The following is an 18,407-nucleotide window of genomic DNA, read 5'->3' on the forward strand; positions in this document are numbered from 1 at the left end:
CCCTCTATTGTTCGGTGCGGACGATTCTACGTGGGGCGAGGATCACTAGGCTAGGCCCGTGCCGACCTCGCCGGAACCGATCGAAGCTGTTTCCCAGCGACTCGACACGTTCCTCTCCGAACAGCTATTGTACGCCGCCGCGCTGGGCCCGGAGGCCGAGATGCTCACCCGCTCCGGCGCCTCCGCACTGCGCGGAGGAAAGCGCCTGCGGGCGCGGTTCTGCCTCACCGGGTGGGGGGCGGTGACGCCGTCGGCGTCGGCGTTCGACGACGCCTCTCTCGCCGTCGCCACGTCGCTGGAGATCTTCCACGCGGCCGCCCTCGTGCACGACGACCTGGTCGACAACTCCGACACCCGTCGCGGACAACCCGCCGCGCACCGGGCGCTGCAGAACACGCACCGGGGGGCCGGCTGGACCGGCGACTCCGACACGTTCGGGCGCTCCGGCGCGATCCTGCTCGGCGACCTCCTCGTCGCCTGGAGCGACGACCTGCTCGAGGAGGGTCTGCGCGCCGCCCCCACCGCGGACGCGACCCGACGGGCGTACGCGCAGATGCGACGCGACGTCACCATCGGGCAGTTCCTCGACGTCGCCGAGGAGTCCGCCTACACCGTCTACCCCGACGACACGCACGCCGAACGCGCCCTGCGGGTGGCCTCGTACAAGTCCGCGCGCTACAGCATCCAGCAGCCCCTGCAGATCGGCGCGTCGCTCGGGGGCGCAGACCGAGCCCAGCTCGACGCGCTGGGTCGCTTCGGGCACGACGTCGGCATGGCGTTCCAGCTGCGCGACGACGTCCTCGGGGTGTTCGGCGACAGCGCCGTGACGGGCAAGCCCGTCGGAGACGACCTGCGCGAGGGTAAGCGCACCGTGCTGGTCGCCTACGCCCGCGAGGCCGTCGCGCCGCACGAACGTCGCGCGATCGACGAACGACTGGGCGATCCCGCTCTGGATGCCGAGCAGATCGGCATCCTGCAGCGCACCATCGTCGACAGCGGGGCGCTCGCGCGCACCGAGGAACTCATCGCCGACTACGCGCGTCGCGCCGACCTCGCGCTCGCGGACGCCCCTCTGCGGGCCGGAGCCGTCGACGAGTTGCGCGCGCTCGCGCGCGCGGCGACCGACCGCGCCGCCTGACCGACGTCAGCGGGCCTCGGCGGTTCCGCGACCCGGCGGTTCCCGCGCTCGCCGGTCGAACCGGATCGACGGGCGACGGTTCGACGGATCGACGACTCAGGCGAGGGTCGCAGCGACCCGGCGCACCTCGCTCTTACGGCCGGCGCGAAGCGCCTCGATGGGCGCGACGCCGATGGTGTCATCCGGCGTGAGGAGCCAGTCGATGGTCTCGTCGGGGTCGAAACCGGCGTCGTGCAGCACGATGATGGTGCCGCGCAACGCGGGGAGCGGTCGCCCCTCGGCGAGGAACACCGACGGCACCTTGAACGCGCCGTCGCGGCGCGATCCGACCAGATAGTTCTCGTCGAACAGTCGGCGCACGCGGCCGAGCGACTCGTCGAGGAGCTCTACGAGGTCGGGGATCGTCAGCCAGTCGGTTTCGTAACGGGAAGTCTCGGTCACGGTGCAACTATCTCACCCTCGGCCGGCATCGGCGCGTGGGCGGAACCGAGTCCCACGCGTCACACACGCCACACACGCCTCACGCGTTGACATCCGTATCGAGGCGTGCGAGCGTGGCGGGCAGTCCGACGAACGGAAATCCCCCCACCATGCGACGACTCCCCCTCTCCTCCCTGCCCACCGCGCGGCGGTTCCCCGCGTGGTGGGCCGCCGTGGCGGGCACCATCGCGCTTAGCTTCGCCGGTGAGAGCGCAGCGCACGCGGCGCCTCCCACTCCGCCGCTGAGCTCCCTGCCGACGACACCGATCAAGACCATCCCGGTCCTGGCCGCCCTGACCGACGGCGGCGCGTACACCGTGCAGCCCGGCGACACCGTCTGGGGCATCGCCCGCGCGCACGGTCTCGACGTCGCCTCCGTGCAGGCCGCGAACGGACTGGACGCCGACAGCGTCATCCGGCCGGGCCAGGTGCTCCTGCTCGGCGCCGCCCCGGTCGCCCCCGCCCCCGTCTCCGTCTCCGAAGCACCGGCGCCGGCTCCCGCCGCCGTGACCCACGAGGTGCAGCCCGGCGACACCCTCTCGGCGATCGCCAGCGCCAACGGCGTCTCGCTCGACGCGGTGCTGAGCGCCAACGGCCTCACGCGCGCCTCGATCATCTACCCCGGCGACGTGCTGCAGATCCCCTCCGCCGGTGCGACCGCGTCCGCGGCGCCCGCGGCCGTCGCCCCCGCCACCGCTCCCGGTCTCGACCTGGAGCAATCCGACAACGCCCGGCTCATCATCCGCATCGGACGCGAGCTGGGCGTCTCCGACCACGGCATCCGCATCGCCCTCGGCACCGCCATGCAGGAGTCCTGGCTGCGCAATCTCGACTGGGGCGACCGGGACTCCCTCGGTCTCTTCCAGCAGCGTCCGAGCATGGGCTGGGGCACCCCCGAGCAGATCCGCGATACCGACCGCGCAACGCGCGTGTTCTTCGGCGGGCCGTCCGACCCCAACGGTTTCACGACGCGGGGCCTGCTCGACATCCCCGGATGGGAGCAGATGCCCTACGCCGACGCCGCACAGGCCGTGCAGATCTCCGCCTACCCCGACCGGTACGCGCAGTGGGAGCAACCCGCCACCACCTGGCTCGCGGTCCTGGGCTGAGTCCGGTTGGCGGTGAGCCGTTCCCCGGCCTCCCAGGGGCGTCTCCGTAGACTCGACACGTGAGCACGAGTCAGCAGGCAGACCCGCTGATCGGCCGTCTCGTCGACGGCCGATACCGGGTGCGCGCGCGCATCGCGCGCGGCGGCATGGCGACCGTGTACGTCGCCACCGACCTACGGCTCGAGCGTCGGGTGGCGCTGAAGGTCATGCACGGCCATCTCAGCGACGACACCGTGTTCCAGAGTCGGTTCATTCAAGAGGCCCGATCCGCCGCGCGGCTGAGCGACCCGCACGTGGTGAACGTGTTCGATCAGGGCCAGGACGGCGAGATGGCCTACCTCGTCATGGAGTACCTGCCCGGCATCACGCTGCGCGAGCTCCTCCGCGAGCACCGGCGCCTCACGATCGATCAGACCCTGACGATCATGCACGCCATCCTGTCGGGCCTGTCTGCGGCCCACCGTGCGGGCATCGTGCACCGCGACGTCAAACCCGAGAACGTGCTCCTCGCCGAAGACGGACGCATCAAGATCGGCGACTTCGGCCTCGCCCGCGCCACGACCGCCAACACCGCCAGCGGCGCGCAGCTGATGGGCACGATCGCCTACCTGGCTCCCGAGTTGGTCACGCGTGGCACGGCCGACGCCCGCAGCGACATCTACTCGCTCGGCATCATGCTCTACGAGATGCTCACCGGCGAACAGCCATACAAGGGCGAGCAGCCGATGCAGATCGCCTACCAGCACGCGACCGATTCGGTCCCGCGCCCGAGCGCGAAGAACCCCGCGGTCCCCGAGCAACTCGACGAACTCGTTCTGTGGGCCACCGAGCGACAGCCCGATGATCGCCCGCTCGACGCCGGAACCATGCTCGAGCGCCTCCGCGCCGTCGAAAAAGATCTGGGCCTCGCCCCGCAGGTGGCGCGGGCGGTCGCCATCGGCACCACCGGCGCCGCCAGTGCGGCGGAGTCGCGAGAGCTCACCAAGGTGCTCCCCCAGACCGCGTCGCTGCCGATCGCCGTCACCGACGAGCCCGACAACGCGGCGCGCCTGCGGACCCGCACTCGCCGCCGCACCGCCCGCGGCGTGTGGGCACTCGTGCTCGTGCTGCTGCTGACCGTGGGGGCCGCGGCCACCGGGTGGTACTTCGGTTCCGGCCCCGGATCGCTCGTGGCGGTGCCCGACGTGTCGCAACGCAGTTACGCCGACGCCGAGGCTCTGCTGGCGACCAACCAGCTCGCCGCGCAGTCGCAGGAGGTGAACGACCGCGAGATCCCCGCGGGCACGACGGTCGGCTCCGACCCTGCCGCCGGCGAACGCCTCGACAAAGACACCGTCGTCACCGTCTTCGTCTCGGTCGGCCCCGCGACGCACCAGATCCCCGAGCTGGCCGGCAAGAGCGCGGACGAGGTGAACGGCATCCTGCAGGCGGCTTTCGTGGGCGTGGGCGACCCCGCCCGGGAGTTCTCGGATGCCGGCGAGGGCACGGTCCTGGCGGCATCCGTCATCCCGCGATCCGGCGGCGACGCGATCGGCTGCACCGACGGCTGCACCGTCTACGAAGGAGACGCCGCGGCGCTCGTCGTCTCCCTCGGCCCCCTTCCCGACGTGTCGGGTGAATCGCAGTCGCGCGCCGAACGCGCGCTCGACGAGGTGGGCATGGACACCTCCATCTCGGAGCGCTACAGCGACTCCGTGGCATCCGGGATCGTCATCGGAATCGGCGACCGCGACGGCGAGGGCAACTGGAGACCCGGCGACACGGTGCCGTTGATCGTGTCGATCGGGCCGGAACCCGTCGAGATCCCGGGCAATGTCGTGGGCATGACGATCCGCGAGGCGGTGACCGCGCTGGAGGGCCTCGGCTTCGAGGTGAACGCCGGCATCGACGACGGGACTCTGCCGCTCGGCTTCAAGTACTGGGACATCTACAAGGTGCGGGCCACCAACCCCAAGGCCGGCGACAGCGCCCCCAAGGGCTCGACGATCACCCTCACGCCCACGCTGTAGATCGAGCGGTCGGCGCGCGGCTTCGACAAGCTCAGCCAACGGTGGTCGCCCTGGCGCCATGAAATGTCTCGAGCCCACCCCAGGCCCGTGTGACCGCCCCCAGGTCGCTGAGCCCTCTCCCGGTCGCTGTGCCCTCTCCCGGTTGCTGAGCCCTCTCCCGGTTGCTGAGCCCTCTCCCGGTTGCTGAGCCCTCTCCCGGTTGCTGAGCCCGCTCCAGGTTGCTGAGCCCGCTCCAGCCCCTGAGCACGTCGAAGGGGCCGGACCCGGCACGAACGACAACGCCCCCGGCCGCACGGGCCGGGGGCGTTGAGACGCCGGTCAGCGCTTCTCGAGCTCCTCGGCCACGAGGAACGCCAGCTCGAGGCTCTGGCGGTGGTTCAGACGCGGGTCGCACAGGCTTTCGTAACGGGTCGCGAGGGTGGCCTCGTCGATCTGCTCCGAACCGCCCAAGCACTCGGTGACGTCATCGCCGGTGAGCTCGACGTGGATGCCGCCGGGGTGCGTGCCCACCGAGCGGTGCGCCTCGAAGAATCCGCGCACCTCGTCGACGACGTCGTCGAAACGACGGGTCTTGTAGCCTGTGGGCGTCGTGATGCCGTTGCCGTGCATCGGGTCGGTGACCCACAGGGGTGTCGCGCCCGAGTCGCGCACGGCCTCGAGCAGCGGCGGCAGGGCGTCGCGGATCTTGCCCGCGCCCATGCGCGTGATGAATGTCAGGCGACCGGGTTCGCGGTCGGGGTCGAGCTTGTCGATGAGCGCCAACGCCGTCTCGGCGGTCGTGCTCGGGCCGAGCTTGACGCCGATGGGATTGCGAATCTTCGAGAAGTAGTCGACGTGCGCGCCGTCGAGCTCGCGCGTGCGCTCGCCGATCCACTGGAAGTGCGACGAGGTGTTGTACGCCAGGCCCGTGCGCGAATCGATTCGCGTCATGGGGCGCTCGTAGTCCATGAGCAGGCCCTCATGGCCCGTGTAGAACTCCACGCGCGTCAGCTCGTCGAAGTTCGCGCCGGCGGCCTCCATGAACTTGATGGCCCGGTCGATCTCGGTGGCCATCGCCTCGTACGCCTGGTTGGCCGGGGTGCTGGCGAAGCCCTTGTTCCAGCTGTGCACCTCGCGGAGGTCGGCGAAGCCGCCCTGGGTGAACGCACGGATGAGGTTCAGGGTCGATACGGCCGTGTGGTAGCCCCGGAGCAGGCGCGCCGGGTCGGCCTTTCGCGACTCCTCGGTGAAGTCGTAGCCGTTGACGATGTCGCCGCGGTAGGCGGGCAGCGTCACGTCGCCGCGCGTCTCGACGTCGCTCGAGCGCGGCTTGGCGAACTGCCCGGCCATGCGGCCCATCTTGACCACGGGCATCGAGGCGCCGTAGGTGAGCACGACGGCCATCTGGAGCACCGTCTTGATGCGGTTGCGGATCTGCTCGGCGGTCGCCCCGGCGAACGTCTCGGCGCAGTCACCACCCTGCAGGAGGAACGCCTGACCTGCCGCGGCGCGCGCGAGACGGTCGCGGAGATTGTCGACCTCGCCGGCGAAGACCAGGGGCGGGAGGGTCGCCAGCTCTGCGGATGCCGCGGCCACCGCACCCTCGTCATACCACTGGGGCTGCTGCTTGATGGGCAGGGATCGCCAGTGGTCGAGGTCGTGGAGCTGCTGATTCACCCCTGAAGTCTAGTGGCGGGACGCGGGCGCCTTCGCCGCCTGCGCGGTGGCCAGACGGTCCTTCACGGTCGAGGCGTAGACGTCCTCGTAGCGCTGTTCTCCGAGGCGCTGCAACGCCACCATGATCTCGTCCGTCACCGAACGCAGCACGTAGCGATCGCCCTCCATCCCCTCGAAGCGGGAGAAGTCGAGCGGCTCGCCGATCACGATGCCGACCCGTCCGACGCGGGGCAGACGCTGGCCGATCGGCATGACGGACCCGGTGTCGACCATCACGACCGGGACGACGGGGACGCGCGCCTCGAGCGCCATGCGGGCGATGCCCGTGCGCCCCCGGTACAGCGTCCCGTCGGGGCTGCGGGTGCCCTCGGGGTAGATGCCGAGCAGCTCGCCGCGGCCGAGCACCCCCAGGCCGGTGTTGAGCGAGGCCTCCGAGGCTTTCCCTCCGGACCGGTCGATGGGCAGCTGCCCGGTCGCGGTGAAGAACACCCGCGTCGCCCAGCCCTTGATGCCCTTGCCGGTGAAGTAGTCGCTCTTGGCGAGGAACGCCATGCGGCGGTCGATCATGAGCGGCAGGAAGATCGAGTCGGAGAATGACAGGTGGTTGCTGGCGAGGATCGCCGCGCCCTCGGTCGGGATGTTGCGCCGGCCCACCATCCAGGGTCGGAACACCGCCTTGATGACCGGCCCGATCACCACGTACTTCATCAGCCAATAGAACATCGTCAGCGCTCCTTCCCGGCGAGGTCGGCGACCCCGATGAGACCGGCGTCGTTGCCCAGGCGGGCGATCGCGAAGTCGGCGACGGGACGTTCACCGTACCCCGGCAGCGACGTCTCGTACGCGAGCTTCACCGGCGCGAGAAGATCCGCCCCGAGCTGGGCGACACCGCCGCCGATAACGAACAGCTCCGGGTCGAGCACGGCCTGGAACCCGCCGCACGCCTCGCCGAGGGCGGTGGCGACGCGGCGCAGGGCTTCGACCGCGCCGGGGTCACCAGCGAGCACCAGCCGAGAGACGGCCGGACCGGGGATCGCGCCCTTCTCGTCCCGGATGGCGGCCAGGGCGGCGCCGATGCCGCCCTCGTCGGCGATGGCGTTGGCCTCGCGCTGCAGGGCGCGGCCCGAGGCGTACTGCTCCAGGCATCCATTCTGCCCGCATCCGCAAGGGTGTCCCCCGCGGACGAAGCGCATGTGACCGAGCTCGCCGCCGATGCCGTGCCCGCCGCGGAACAGCTCCCCGCCGCTGACGACGGCGCCGCCGACGCCGGTCCCCATGGTCAGCATGACCATGTCGTGGACGCCGCGACCGGCGCCGAAGCGGTACTCGCCCCAGCCGGCGGCATTCGCGTCGTTCTCGATCGTGACGGGCGCGTCGAGGCGCTCCTCGAGGCGGGCGCGGAGCGGCTCGTCGCGCCAGTCGATGTTGGGGGCGTAGATCACGGTGCTGCGGTCGAGGCTGATGAAGCCGGCCGCCGCGACGCCGATCGCGTGGATGTCGTGGGCGCGCCGCAGATGGTCGGCCATGTCGACCACGGCATCCACGAGGGCCGAGGGGTCGATGGGGGTGTCGACGCGGAGCTTCTCGATGATGGTGCCGTCGTCGTCGACGACGCCTCCCGCGATCTTCGTGCCCCCGATGTCGATGCCGACGTTGCGCACCGCGCTCCCTTCCGGGCCGACCGAGCGGCTCGGCCCGGTGCAGTCTAGCCACCCCTCGGGTTCGACGCGGCGCACCGCGGTCCCGGTGCGCGCACGAACCGTGCGGATAGACTCGACGGACCGATCGACGTTTTTTCCGGTACCGAAGGAGTTGCCGTGATCCAGTTCGACCTCCCCCCCATCGTCACCGCCGACCCGGATGCCAACGCGTCCGATCTGCTCGCCGACCGCGCCCGCGCGACTCCCGACCGTGCCCTGTTCGCCGTCCCCGACGCCGACGGCTGGCGTGACGTGACCGCCGCCGAGTTCGAGCGCCAGGTCGTCGCGCTGGCGAAGGGCTTCGTCGCCGCGGGGGTGCAGCCGGGCGAGAAAGTGGCGTTCATCGCCCGCACGACCTACGACTGGACGCTCGTCGACTTCGCGCTGTTCTACGCGGGTGCCGTGATGGTGCCGGTGTACGAGACGAGCTCGCCGTCGCAGGTCTCGTGGATCCTGTCGGATTCCGGCGCCATCGCCGTGGTGCTCGAGTCCGCCGAGCACGCCGAGCGTCTCGACGAGGTACGCAGCGACGTACCGCTCGTCCGCGACGTCTGGGCCATGCACTCGGGGGACCTCGACGCCCTCGTCTCCAACGGCACCCACATCACCGATGAAGAGATCGAGCGTCGTCGCCACCTGGCCAAGGCGTCGGACGTGGCCACCCTCATCTACACCTCGGGGTCGACCGGGCGCCCCAAGGGCTGCGTGCTCGTGCACAGCAACTTCGTCGAGTTGGCCCGCAACTCCGCGAAGGCGCTGCACGAGGTCGTCGAGACGCCCGGCGCCTCGACCCTGCTGTTCATCACGACGGCCCACGTGTTCGCGCGCTTCATCTCGCTGCTCAACGTGCACGCGGGCGTGAAGACCGGTCACCAGCCCGACACCAAGCAGCTCCTCCCCGCGCTCGGCACGTTCAAGCCCACCTTCCTCCTCGCCGTCCCGCGCGTGTTCGAGAAGGTCTACAACTCCGCCGAGCAGAAGGCCGAGGCCGGCGGCAAGGGCAAGATCTTCCGCCTGGCGGCCCACACGGCCATCGAGCACTCGCAGCGCCTGCAGGACGGCAAGAAGATCCCGCTCGCCCTGAAGCTGAAGTTCGCGCTGTTCGACAAACTCGTCTACTCCAAGCTTCGGGATGCCATGGGGGGCCGCGTCGTCTACGCGGTGTCGGGGTCCGCCCCGCTCGGCCCGCGCCTCGGACATTTCTTCCGTAGCCTCGGCGTCGTCATCCTCGAGGGCTACGGCCTTACTGAGACGACGGCCCCGGCGACGGTCAACCTCGCCACGAAGTCGAAGATCGGCTCCGTCGGGCCGGTTCTGCCCGGCGTGAGTGTGCGGCTGGCCGACGACGGCGAGATCCAGGTGCGCGGGATCAATGTCTTCCGCGAGTACTGGCAGAACCCCGGGGCCACAGCCGATGCGTTCGACGGCGAGTGGTTCCGGACCGGCGACATCGGCGTCTTCGACGCCGATGGATTCCTCTCCATCACGGGACGCAAGAAAGAGATCATCGTCACCGCCGGCGGCAAGAACGTCGCCCCCGCGGCCCTCGAGGACCCGATCCGCGCGAACCCGATCGTGGGCCAGGTCGTCGTGGTGGGCGACCACAAGCCGTTCATCGCCGCGCTGGTGACGCTCGACCCCGAGATGCTGCCGACGTGGCTGGCCAACAACGGCCTCGCCTCCGACATGACGCTGACGGAGGCCGCCGAGAACGAGAAAGTGCGCGCCGAGGTGCAGGGTGCCGTCGACCGTGCCAACGCCCGGGTGTCACGGGCGGAATCGATCCGCAAGTTCGAGATCCTCCCCGTCGAGTGGACCGAGGCCAGCGGTCACCTGACGCCGAAGATGAGCATCAAGCGCAACGTGATCGTCTCCGACTTCGCCGACGCCATCGAGGACATCTACGCCGTGCCGGTGAACACGACCAACGTGTCGCTACCCTGATCCCGGCGACGAGGACGGCCCGGCTCTCCTTCGAGGCGCCGGGCCGTTCCGCGGCGAGGGCGCGGGGCGTGAGCGGCCGGATGCGGCCCGCCCTCGCCCGCGCACGAACTCCGCGATTCGGACGACCTCCGTCGTGAGCACGCGACACCGACTCACCTCGCGCGAATAGTTGAGGACACGCACGAGCGCGCACGGCTCAGCGCCCGCTCACGAACTCCGCGATTCGCAAGGCCTCCGTCGTGTGCACGCGACACCTACTTACGTGACGCGAATCGCCGAGGATACGCAAGGGTGTCACCCCGCGCGCGGGTCAGAACCAGTCGCTCTCGCGTACCTGCCGCATCGCCTCGCGACGCGTGTCGGCGGGGAGGCGCGAGAGGTAGAGCATCCCATCCAGGTGGTCGGTCTCGTGCTGGAGGGCCTGGGCCATCAGCCCCTCCCCCTCGAGTTCGATTTCGTTGCCGTCGAGGTCGGTGCCGACGACTTTCGCCCACGGATAGCGGATCGCGTCGTGCCAGAGACCCGGCACGGAGAGGCATCCCTCCCCCACCGGCTGCGGTTCGCCCCGCGTCTCGACCAGCACGGGGTTGAGCACGTAGCCGATGTCGCCGTCGATGTTGTAACTGAATGCCCGCAGACCCACACCGATCTGAGGGGCTGCGACCCCGGCTCGACCGGGAAGCTCGACGGTGTCGATCAGGTCTTGCACGAGAGCGCGGACGCCGTCGTCGATTTCATCGATGGGCGCGCTGACCGCTCGCAGCACGGGGTCGCCGAACAGGCGGATCGGGCGGACGGTCATGCGGCGGCCGCCGGAGAGCGCAGCCCCTCGACCACGGCCGCGGCGAGCTCTCGGGCGGCTTGCCGCGTCGAGGGCTGAAGGTCGCGGAAGGTGATGGCGCTTCCCGCGGCGATGCGCGCGTCGTACGGCATCCGGATGACGGTGCGCACGCGCGAACGGAAGTGCGCCTCGAGCTCGCTCTCGCGCACGAGGGGCGTGCCCGGCCGGGAGTTGTTCAACACCACCACGGCGTCGCGCACCCGGGCCGAGTACCCGTTGGTCTCCAGCCAGGTGAGGGTCTCCGAGGCGAGGCGCGCCTCGTCGACCGACAGACCCGCCACGATCACGATCGTGTCGGCGAGTTCGAGGGTCGCGCCCATCACCGAGTGCACGATTCCCGTTCCGGTGTCGGTGAGGACGATCGAGTAGTAGTGCGCGGCGACGTCGGCAACCCGTCGGTAGTCGTCGTCGCTGAAGGCCTCCGACACCCGGGGATCGGCATCGGACGCCAGGACGTCCAGGCGCGTGGCGTCACGGGCGACGATCGACGAGATGTCGTTGAAGCCGGCGACCTCCTCGTGCGCACGCACGAGATCGCGGACGGTGCTGCCGTTCGGCCGGCCCACACGGTCAGCGAGCGTCCCCCGGTCGGGATTCGCGTCGACCGCGATGATGCGGTCGTCGCGGGCGTCGGCGAGGGCCATGCCCAGAAGAGAGGTGACGGTCGTCTTGCCGACACCTCCCTTGCGAGACAGCACCGGCACGAAGCGCGCGCCGCCGGACAGGGGCGCGGCGATGCGATGGTCGAGCTCTTTGCGCTGGCGGGCTCGACGACCGTCACCGAGATTGATGCGGTGGCGGGAAACGGAATAGACCAACTGCTGCCAGAGTCCTTCGGGCTCGGGCTTGGAGATCTGCCGCGGGTCGAGAAGGCGGTCGGCGGTGAGGAGGTCGGAGCTTTCGCGCGCGTCGTCGATCTGACCGATGCGCTTCGACGTCAGCGTGACGTCGGGTGCGGGGGTGCGGACGCGTTCCATCGCGTGCGCACGGTCGACGCGCGCCGCCTCGTCTGCGGCTCGCGCCGCATCGTCGGCCTGGTGCACGCCGCGGCGCGTCAGAGGAATGGTGCCGATCGCTCCCGTCGCGGCGCGCTCGGCGCGCGTGGTCGGTACCGGTCCGGAGGCGGGGGTCACGTCCGTCGCGGGAACGGGACCGGTCACGGGAGCCGTCGACGGCTCGGCGGATCCGACCGGCGGAGCAGCCTCAGGCACGGGACCGTTCGGCTCCGGCACAACGGATGCCACGCCCGACGCCTCGGTCGTGCCCTCGGTCCCATTCGCCTCGGTGCGGTCGTCGTGCTCGTCCGTGGATGCCACGTCGTCCTCCTTCGGGGCAGTGTCCGGCTCGATCGCGCTCTCGCGCTCGACCTCTACGGACACGCGGTCGTCTGCGCGGTCGTCGAACGACGGCGTCGTCGGGGCCCCGGCGTCGCTCGCCTCCATACGGTCCTGGGCCGGGGCCGGAACCCACGGCGCGTGGGTGAGCGCGGTGTCCGCACCGTCGCCAGCCCGAGGCGGGACGGCTCCCGCGGAGCCTTCGGGGGCGTTCGCCGCGCCCGACGCGTCGCCTGCGGCGCCGGTGCGGTCGAGGTTCGCGGCGTCGAAACTCGCGAGCTCGGCCCGATCCGCGTCCGCATGGCCATCGGCCGCGGCGTTCTCGTCGGCATTCACGGCCTCGTCGACGTCGCCGTCGGCATCCGCGACCGCGTCGACGTCGGTGTCGGCATCCGCGATCGCCTCGACATCGGCATCCGCCGTCACCTCGGTGTCGGCACCCGCGACGGTGTCCGCCGTCACCTCGGTGTCGGCATCCGCGACGGTGTCCGCTGCGTCCGGGAAATCGGCGTCATCGACGAGTTCGAGGTCGTCGATCGGCTCGGCGGCATCGGCTTCGACCAGCTCGACGGCTTCGACGATCCCCGCGTCGCGCAGGTCCGCGTCCCTGTCGCCGGTCGCCTCTTCGGGCTCGTACCGGTGCTCGATGATCACGTCATCCACGACGTCGGCATCCCGCACGTCGTGGTGCGCGCCATCCGACGACGATGCGTCGTCGTGTGCGTCGTCATGGGGTTCGAGGATGATGTCGCCGGTGGGCAGCATCTCGACGTGGGGAGTGTGGGCGATCTCACCCGAGGCGTCGGGGCGACGGTCGTGGGGGGCGTCGAGGAGAGGCGGGTCACCATCGACGGGGATCTCGTCGTCGATCACGTCGTCATCGTCGACGTCGTCATCCGTGGCCACGGGCAGGTCGACGTTGACCTGAGCGATGTGTCCGCCGAGGATCGTGATGCTGGCGGTGTCGAGGTTCCCGCTCTCGTCGAGAACGCCGTGCTCCGCGTTCTCGTCGGGGTTCGCGTCGGTGCGGTCGGGGGTCACTGCAGTCTCCAAACGGGAAGAGGGCGCGAAAGCGCCCCCTCCCAGGCTACTGCGCCGGGCGGATCACCAGCAAAAGGTCTCCCGCTTCGACCTGCTGTGTGCTAGCGATCGCGACACGCTCGACGACGCCCTCGACGGGCGAGGCGATCGCCGCCTCCATCTTCATGGCCTCGATGGAGGCGACCGCCTGGCCCGCGATCACGCGGTCGCCCGGGGCGGCTTTGAGCGTGACCACGCCGGAGAACGGTGCGGCGACCTGGCCGGGCTTGGAGGTGTCGGCCTTCTCGGCCTGGCGCGCCTCGACGTCGATCGAGCGGTCGCGCACGAACACCGGGCGCAGCTGACCGTTCAGCGTCGTCATGACCGTCCGCATGCCCTTGTCGTCGGCGTCGCCGACAGCCTCGAGCCCGACGAACAGTTGCACGCCCCGCTCGATCTCGACGACGTGCTCTCCGCCGGCACGCAACCCGTAGAGGTAGTCGGCGGTGTCGAGCACGCTGAGGTCGCCGAAGTTCGCCCGCACCTCCTCGAAGGTGCGGGTCGGACCGGGGAACAGCAGTCGGTTCAAACGCGCACGGCGCTCGCTCGACTCCCCCGCCAACGCCGTGGCGTCGTCATCGGTGAGGGGGGTGACGCCGGTCTTGGCATCCCGCCCCGCGAGCACCTTCGTCCGGAACGGCTCGGGCCATCCGCCGGGCAGGTCGCCGAGTTCGCCCGCCATGAACGACACGACCGAGTCGGGCACGTCGTACTTCTCGGGGTTCTGCTCGAAATCGGCCGGGTCGGCCTTGACCGCCGCGAGGTGCAGGGCGAGGTCGCCCACGACCTTCGACGACGGCGTCACCTTCGGGACGCGTCCGAGGATGCGATCGGCCGCGGCGTACATGTCCTCGATGAGTTCGAAGTCGTCGGCCAGCCCCAGGGCGATCGCCTGCTGACGCAGGTTGGACAGCTGACCCCCCGGGATCTCGTGTCGGTAGACGCGGCCCGTGGGACCCGCGAGACCCGACTCGAACGGACGGTACAGATGACGCACGGCCTCCCAGTAGGGCTCGAGGTCGCTCACCGCCGACAGATCCAGACCGGTGTCGCGCTCGGTGTGCGCGAGGGCTGCCACGAGGGCGGAGAGCGACGGCTGACTGGTGGTGCCGGCCATCGGCGCTGCCGCGGCGTCCACGGCATCCGCCCCCGCCGCGGCCGCGGCCAGCAGCGTGGCGAGCTGCCCGCCGGCGGTGTCGTGCGTGTGGACGTGCACCGGAAGGTCGAAGCGCTCTCGCAGGGCAGCGACCAGTCGCGCCGCGGCGGTGGGGCGCAAAAGCCCCGCCATGTCTTTGATCGCGAGCACGTGCGCGCCCGCGTCGACGATCTGCTCGGCCAGGCGCAGGTAGTAGTCGAGCGTGTACAGGTTCTCGGCCGGGTCGAGCAGGTCGCCCGTGTAGCAGACCGCCACCTCGGCGATCGCCGTGCCCGTCTCGAGCACCGCATCGATCGCCGGGCGCATCTGCGACACGTCGTTGAGCGCGTCGAAGATGCGGAAGATGTCGACCCCGGATGCCGCGGCCTCGCGCACGAACGCGTCGGTGACCTCGGTGGGGTACGGCGTGTAACCGACCGTGTTGCGTCCACGCAACAGCATCTGGATCGCGATGTTCGGGAGGGCCTCGCGCAGGGCGTCGAGGCGCTCCCACGGGTCTTCGCCGAGGAAGCGCAGCGCGACGTCGTAGGTCGCCCCGCCCCATGCCTCGACCGAGAGCAGGCCCGGGGCCAGTCGAGCGACGTGCGGGGCGACGCGCACGAGGTCGCGGGTGCGCACGCGAGTGGCGAGGAGGGACTGGTGCGCATCGCGGAAGGTCGTCTCGGTGACGGCCAGGGCGGTCTGCTCGCGCAGAGCCCGGGCGAAGCCGGCCGGACCGAGCTGCTGGAGTCGCTGACGCGAACCCGCGGGGGCGCTCGCCGCGAGGTCGAGCCGCGGGAGCTTGGAGCCGGGGTCGATGGAGAGGGGGTTCTCTCCGTTCGGGCGGTTCACCGTGGTGTCGACGAGCCACGACAGCACCTTGGTGCCGCGGTCCTTCGACTCCCGGCCCCGCAGCAGTTCGGGACGCTCGTCGATGAAAGAGGTGCTGAGGTCACCCGCGACGAACGCCGGGTCGTCGAGCACGGCCTGCAGGAACGGGATATTGGTCGACACTCCGCGGATGCGGAACTCGGCCAGAGCGCGGCGGGCGCGGGCGACCGCCGCGGGGAAGTCCCGACCCCGGCACGACAGCTTCGACAGCATCGAGTCGAAGTGCGGGCTCACCTGGGATCCCGCGGCGGTGGTGCCGCCGTCGAGACGGATGCCGGCACCGCCCGGCGAGCGGTAGGTGGTGATCTTGCCGGTGTCCGGGCGGAAGCCCTGCGTGGGGTCCTCGGTGGTGATGCGGCACTGCAGGGCCGCGCCGCGCAAGTGGATGTCCCCCTGCTGCAGGTGCAGCTCGGCGAGCGTCTGGCCCGCCGCGATGCGCATCTGCGATTGCACGAGGTCGACGTCGGTGACCTCTTCGGTCACGGTGTGCTCGACCTGGATGCGCGGGTTCATCTCGATGAAGACGACCTCGCCGGTGCGGGGTCCCGCGGTCTCGAGGAGGAACTCGACCGTGCCGGCGTTCTGGTAGCCGATCGATCGCGCGAAGGCGACCGCGTACCGGTAGAGATCCTGACGCACCGCGTCGTCGAGGTTCGGCGCCGGCGCGATCTCGATGACCTTCTGATGACGGCGCTGCACGGAGCAGTCCCGCTCGAACAGATGGACCGTCTCGCCCGCGGCATCCGCGAGGATCTGCACCTCGACGTGGCGGGGGCGCTGCACGGCCTGCTCGAGGAACATGCGCGGGTCGCCGAAGGCGCTCTGAGCCTCGCGCATCGCCTCGGCGAGGGCCGGAGCCAGCTGGCCCTTCGCCTCGACGCGCCGCATGCCGCGTCCGCCGCCCCCGGCCACGGCCTTCGCGAAGAGCGGGAAGCCGATGTCGTCGGCCTGCGCGAGGAGCGCGTCGACGTCGTCGGACGCGGGGGTGGATCGCAGGACCGGGACACCGGCGGAGATGGCGTGCTCCTTCGCCGTGACCTTGTTGCCCGCCATCGACAGCACCTCGGCCGGCGGACCGATGAAGGTGATGCCGTGGGCGGCCGCCTTCTCGGCGAGCTCCGGATTCTCGGAGAGGAAGCCGTACCCCGGGTAGATGGCATCCGCTCCGCACTCGCGCGCGACGCGGATGATCTCGTCGACGTCGAGGTAGGCCCGCACGGGGTGTCCGCGCTCACCGATCTGATAGGCCTCGTCGGCCTTCAACCGGTGCAGCGACGCACGGTCCTCGTACGGGTAGACCGCGACGGTGCGGGCTCCGACCTCGTAGGCGGCGCGGAACGCTCGGATGGCGATCTCGCCGCGGTTGGCGACCAGGATCTTCGAAAACATGCGCACCTCACGTCGATCTGGCGGGGCTGAATGTGCTCACAGCCTAGGGGAAGGTAACGTGGACTCTTGTGCACGTACTCTCCGTCAGCTCTCTCAAAGGCGGGGTCGGCAAGACGACCGTGACACTCGGGCTGGCTTCCGCAGCCTTCGCACGTGGCGTTCGCACTCTCGTCGTCGACCTCGACCCGCAATCCGACGTGTCGACCGGCATGGACATCTCGGTCGCCGGCCGCCTCAACATCGCCGATGTCCTGGCGAACCCCAAAGAGAAGGTCGTCCGTCAGGCGATCACGTCCAGCGGGTGGGCCAAGGTGCATCCGGGCACCATCGACGTGCTGATCGGCAGTCCGTCGGCCATCAACTTCGACGGCCCGCACCCCAGCGTTCGCGACGTCTGGAAGCTCGAGGAGGCCCTGGCCACCATCGAGAGCGAGTACGACCTCGTGCTCATCGACTGCGCCCCCTCGCTGAACGCCCTCACGCGCACCGCCTGGGCCGCGAGCGACCGCGTCGTCGTGGTCACCGAGCCGGGGCTGTTCTCCGTCGCGGCCGCCGACCGCGCCCTCCGCGCCATCGAGGAGATCCGACGCGGTCTGTCCCCGCGCCTGCAGCCGCTCGGCGTCGTGGTCAACCGCGTGCGCCCGCAGTCGATCGAGCACCAGTTCCGCATCAAAGAGCTGCGCGACATGTTCGGTCCCCTGGTCTTGAACCCGCAGCTGCCCGAGCGCACCTCGCTCCAGCAGGCGCAGGGCGCCGCCAAGCCGCTGCACGTGTGGCCCGGAGACTCCGCGCAGGAGCTCGCCGCCGATTTCGACGCGCTCCTCGACCGGATCGTCCGCACCGGCCGCATCCCCGTGGCCAACGAGGCACCGCAGGTCTGAGGCCCGCTCCCCCGCCCGGCGGCCCTCACCGGCTGTCATCGGGCCTCGCCGGTCGTCGGCCGGCAGTCGTCGTGCGCGGCCTTCCTCGCCATGTCGACCGGGTGCGGAGCCGCTCGACGACGCTCGCGACGACCGCGAGAACCAGCGTCCGTCGAAAGAGACACGTCCTTGAGATGGACGAAGAACCCCGGATGCCGCGGCATCCCAGGTTCGAATAGATCGCGGGCGGGCGTCAGGCGGTGCGGGCGGCGCGACGCGCGGCGAGTTCGTCGACGGCGTCGGGCTGAGCGGTCTCGAAGTCCACGAGCGTGGACTCGACCTCGCGCAGCACCTTGCCGACGGCGATGCCGAACACGCCCTGGCCCCGGCTGACGAGGTCGATGACCTCATCGTTCGAGGTGCACAGGTACACGGACGCCCCGTCGCTCATCAGTGTCGTGCCCGCCAGATCCCGGATGCCGGCCACGCGCAGCTGCTCGACCGCCGTGCGGATCTGCTGGAGGGAGATACCGGTGTCGAGCAGGCGCTTGACGAGCTTGAGCACGAGGATGTCGCGGAACCCGTAGAGACGCTGCGAACCCGAACCGCTCGCACCGCGGACGGTCGGCACGACCAGTTCGGTGCGTGCCCAGTAGTCGAGCTGGCGGTACGTGATGCCCGCCGCGCGCGCGGCGACAGCCCCGCGATAACCGGTGTCGTCGTCCATCTCGGGCAGGCCGTCGGTGAAGAGGAGATCAGCGGCGAACCGGGGTTCACCGAGTGCGTCGCCAGCGTTCATGCTCGCGTCCCTCCTCAACGGCTCGATGTTTCCACGCTAGAT

The 18,407-nt window shown here is 70.4% G+C and carries 13 protein-coding genes; 5 read left to right on the plus strand and 8 right to left on the minus strand.

The window, feature by feature from the left end; all coding sequences use genetic code 11:
- Positions 1-58: 58 nt before the first annotated feature.
- A complete protein-coding gene (locus MT347_RS10070) occupies positions 59-1,138 on the plus strand; it encodes a polyprenyl synthetase family protein (protein WP_243500698.1) in 1,080 nt (359 codons plus the stop codon).
- Between the two features lie 96 nt (positions 1,139-1,234).
- Here MT347_RS10070 and MT347_RS10075 read toward each other — a convergent pair whose 3' ends face one another.
- Positions 1,235-1,579: an Rv2175c family DNA-binding protein gene (locus MT347_RS10075; RefSeq protein WP_243500700.1), complete on the minus strand. Its 345-nt coding sequence runs from the start codon at positions 1,577-1,579 to the stop codon at positions 1,235-1,237.
- Between the two features lie 149 nt (positions 1,580-1,728).
- On the opposite strand from MT347_RS10075, the gene MT347_RS10080 reads away from it, so the two are divergent.
- Positions 1,729-2,727, plus strand: coding sequence for a LysM domain-containing protein (locus tag MT347_RS10080; RefSeq protein ID WP_243500703.1), 999 nt, complete (start codon positions 1,729-1,731; stop codon positions 2,725-2,727).
- 59 nt (positions 2,728-2,786) lie between these two features.
- A complete protein-coding gene (gene pknB, locus MT347_RS10085; protein WP_243500705.1) occupies positions 2,787-4,736 on the plus strand; it encodes a Stk1 family PASTA domain-containing Ser/Thr kinase in 1,950 nt (649 codons plus the stop codon).
- Between the two features lie 318 nt (positions 4,737-5,054).
- Here pknB and MT347_RS10090 read toward each other — a convergent pair whose 3' ends face one another.
- The 3 genes from MT347_RS10090 to MT347_RS10100 are packed head-to-tail and all read right to left on the minus strand — an operon-like array spanning position 5,055 to position 8,053.
- Positions 5,055-6,392 carry a class II 3-deoxy-7-phosphoheptulonate synthase gene (locus tag MT347_RS10090; protein ID WP_243500707.1) on the minus strand — a complete coding sequence of 446 codons (1,338 nt, stop codon included), beginning with the start codon at positions 6,390-6,392 and terminating at the stop codon, positions 5,055-5,057.
- Positions 6,393-6,401: 9 nt separating this feature from the next.
- Positions 6,402-7,115, minus strand: a complete 714-nt coding sequence (locus tag MT347_RS10095) for a 1-acyl-sn-glycerol-3-phosphate acyltransferase (protein ID WP_243500709.1) — start codon at positions 7,113-7,115, stop codon at positions 6,402-6,404.
- 2 nt (positions 7,116-7,117) lie between these two features.
- A complete protein-coding gene (locus tag MT347_RS10100; RefSeq protein ID WP_243500711.1) occupies positions 7,118-8,053 on the minus strand; it encodes an ROK family glucokinase in 936 nt (311 codons plus the stop codon).
- Between the two features lie 156 nt (positions 8,054-8,209).
- Here MT347_RS10100 and MT347_RS10105 point away from each other — a divergent pair, with 156 nt between their 5' ends.
- Complete coding sequence (locus tag MT347_RS10105) at positions 8,210-10,036, plus strand: long-chain fatty acid--CoA ligase (RefSeq protein WP_243500713.1); 1,827 nt, start codon at positions 8,210-8,212, stop codon at positions 10,034-10,036.
- A 310-nt stretch (positions 10,037-10,346) separates the two neighbouring features.
- On the opposite strand, the gene MT347_RS10110 is transcribed toward MT347_RS10105, so the two are convergent.
- The 3 genes from MT347_RS10110 to MT347_RS10120 are packed head-to-tail and all read right to left on the minus strand — an operon-like array spanning position 10,347 to position 16,706.
- Positions 10,347-10,838, minus strand: coding sequence for a peptide deformylase (locus MT347_RS10110; protein ID WP_243500715.1), 492 nt, complete (start codon positions 10,836-10,838; stop codon positions 10,347-10,349).
- Positions 10,835-13,252 (minus strand): MinD/ParA family protein, encoded by a 2,418-nt coding sequence (locus MT347_RS10115; protein WP_243500717.1) that lies wholly within the window; start codon positions 13,250-13,252, stop codon positions 10,835-10,837. The genes MT347_RS10110 and MT347_RS10115 overlap by 4 nt, the downstream gene beginning before the upstream one ends.
- A gap of 46 nt (positions 13,253-13,298) precedes the next feature.
- Complete coding sequence (locus MT347_RS10120) at positions 13,299-16,706, minus strand: pyruvate carboxylase (protein ID WP_243500719.1); 3,408 nt, start codon at positions 16,704-16,706, stop codon at positions 13,299-13,301.
- A gap of 68 nt (positions 16,707-16,774) precedes the next feature.
- On the opposite strand from MT347_RS10120, the gene MT347_RS10125 reads away from it, so the two are divergent.
- Positions 16,775-17,587, plus strand: a complete 813-nt coding sequence (locus MT347_RS10125) for a ParA family protein (protein ID WP_243500722.1) — start codon at positions 16,775-16,777, stop codon at positions 17,585-17,587.
- Positions 17,588-17,819: 232 nt separating this feature from the next.
- Here MT347_RS10125 and MT347_RS10130 read toward each other — a convergent pair whose 3' ends face one another.
- Positions 17,820-18,365 (minus strand): MerR family transcriptional regulator, encoded by a 546-nt coding sequence (locus MT347_RS10130; protein ID WP_183417973.1) that lies wholly within the window; start codon positions 18,363-18,365, stop codon positions 17,820-17,822.
- Positions 18,366-18,407: the final 42 nt, after the last annotated feature.

This window comes from Microbacterium sp. VKM Ac-2923 (genome assembly GCF_022815605.1).
Classification (GTDB): Bacteria; Actinomycetota; Actinomycetes; order Actinomycetales; family Microbacteriaceae; genus Microbacterium.

Bases quoted from the DNA above. Each gene is read 5' to 3' on its own strand.
- MT347_RS10080 (WP_243500703.1), top strand. From the start codon at position 1,729: ATGCGACGACTCCCCCTCTCCTCCCTGCCCACCGCGCGGCGGTTCCCC.
- MT347_RS10095 (WP_243500709.1), bottom strand. From the start codon at position 7,115: ATGTTCTATTGGCTGATGAAGTACGTGGTGATCGGGCCGGTCATCAAG.
- MT347_RS10110 (WP_243500715.1), bottom strand. From the start codon at position 10,838: ATGACCGTCCGCCCGATCCGCCTGTTCGGCGACCCCGTGCTGCGAGCG.
- MT347_RS10120 (WP_243500719.1), bottom strand. From the start codon at position 16,706: ATGTTTTCGAAGATCCTGGTCGCCAACCGCGGCGAGATCGCCATCCGA.
- MT347_RS10130 (WP_183417973.1), bottom strand. From the start codon at position 18,365: ATGAACGCTGGCGACGCACTCGGTGAACCCCGGTTCGCCGCTGATCTC.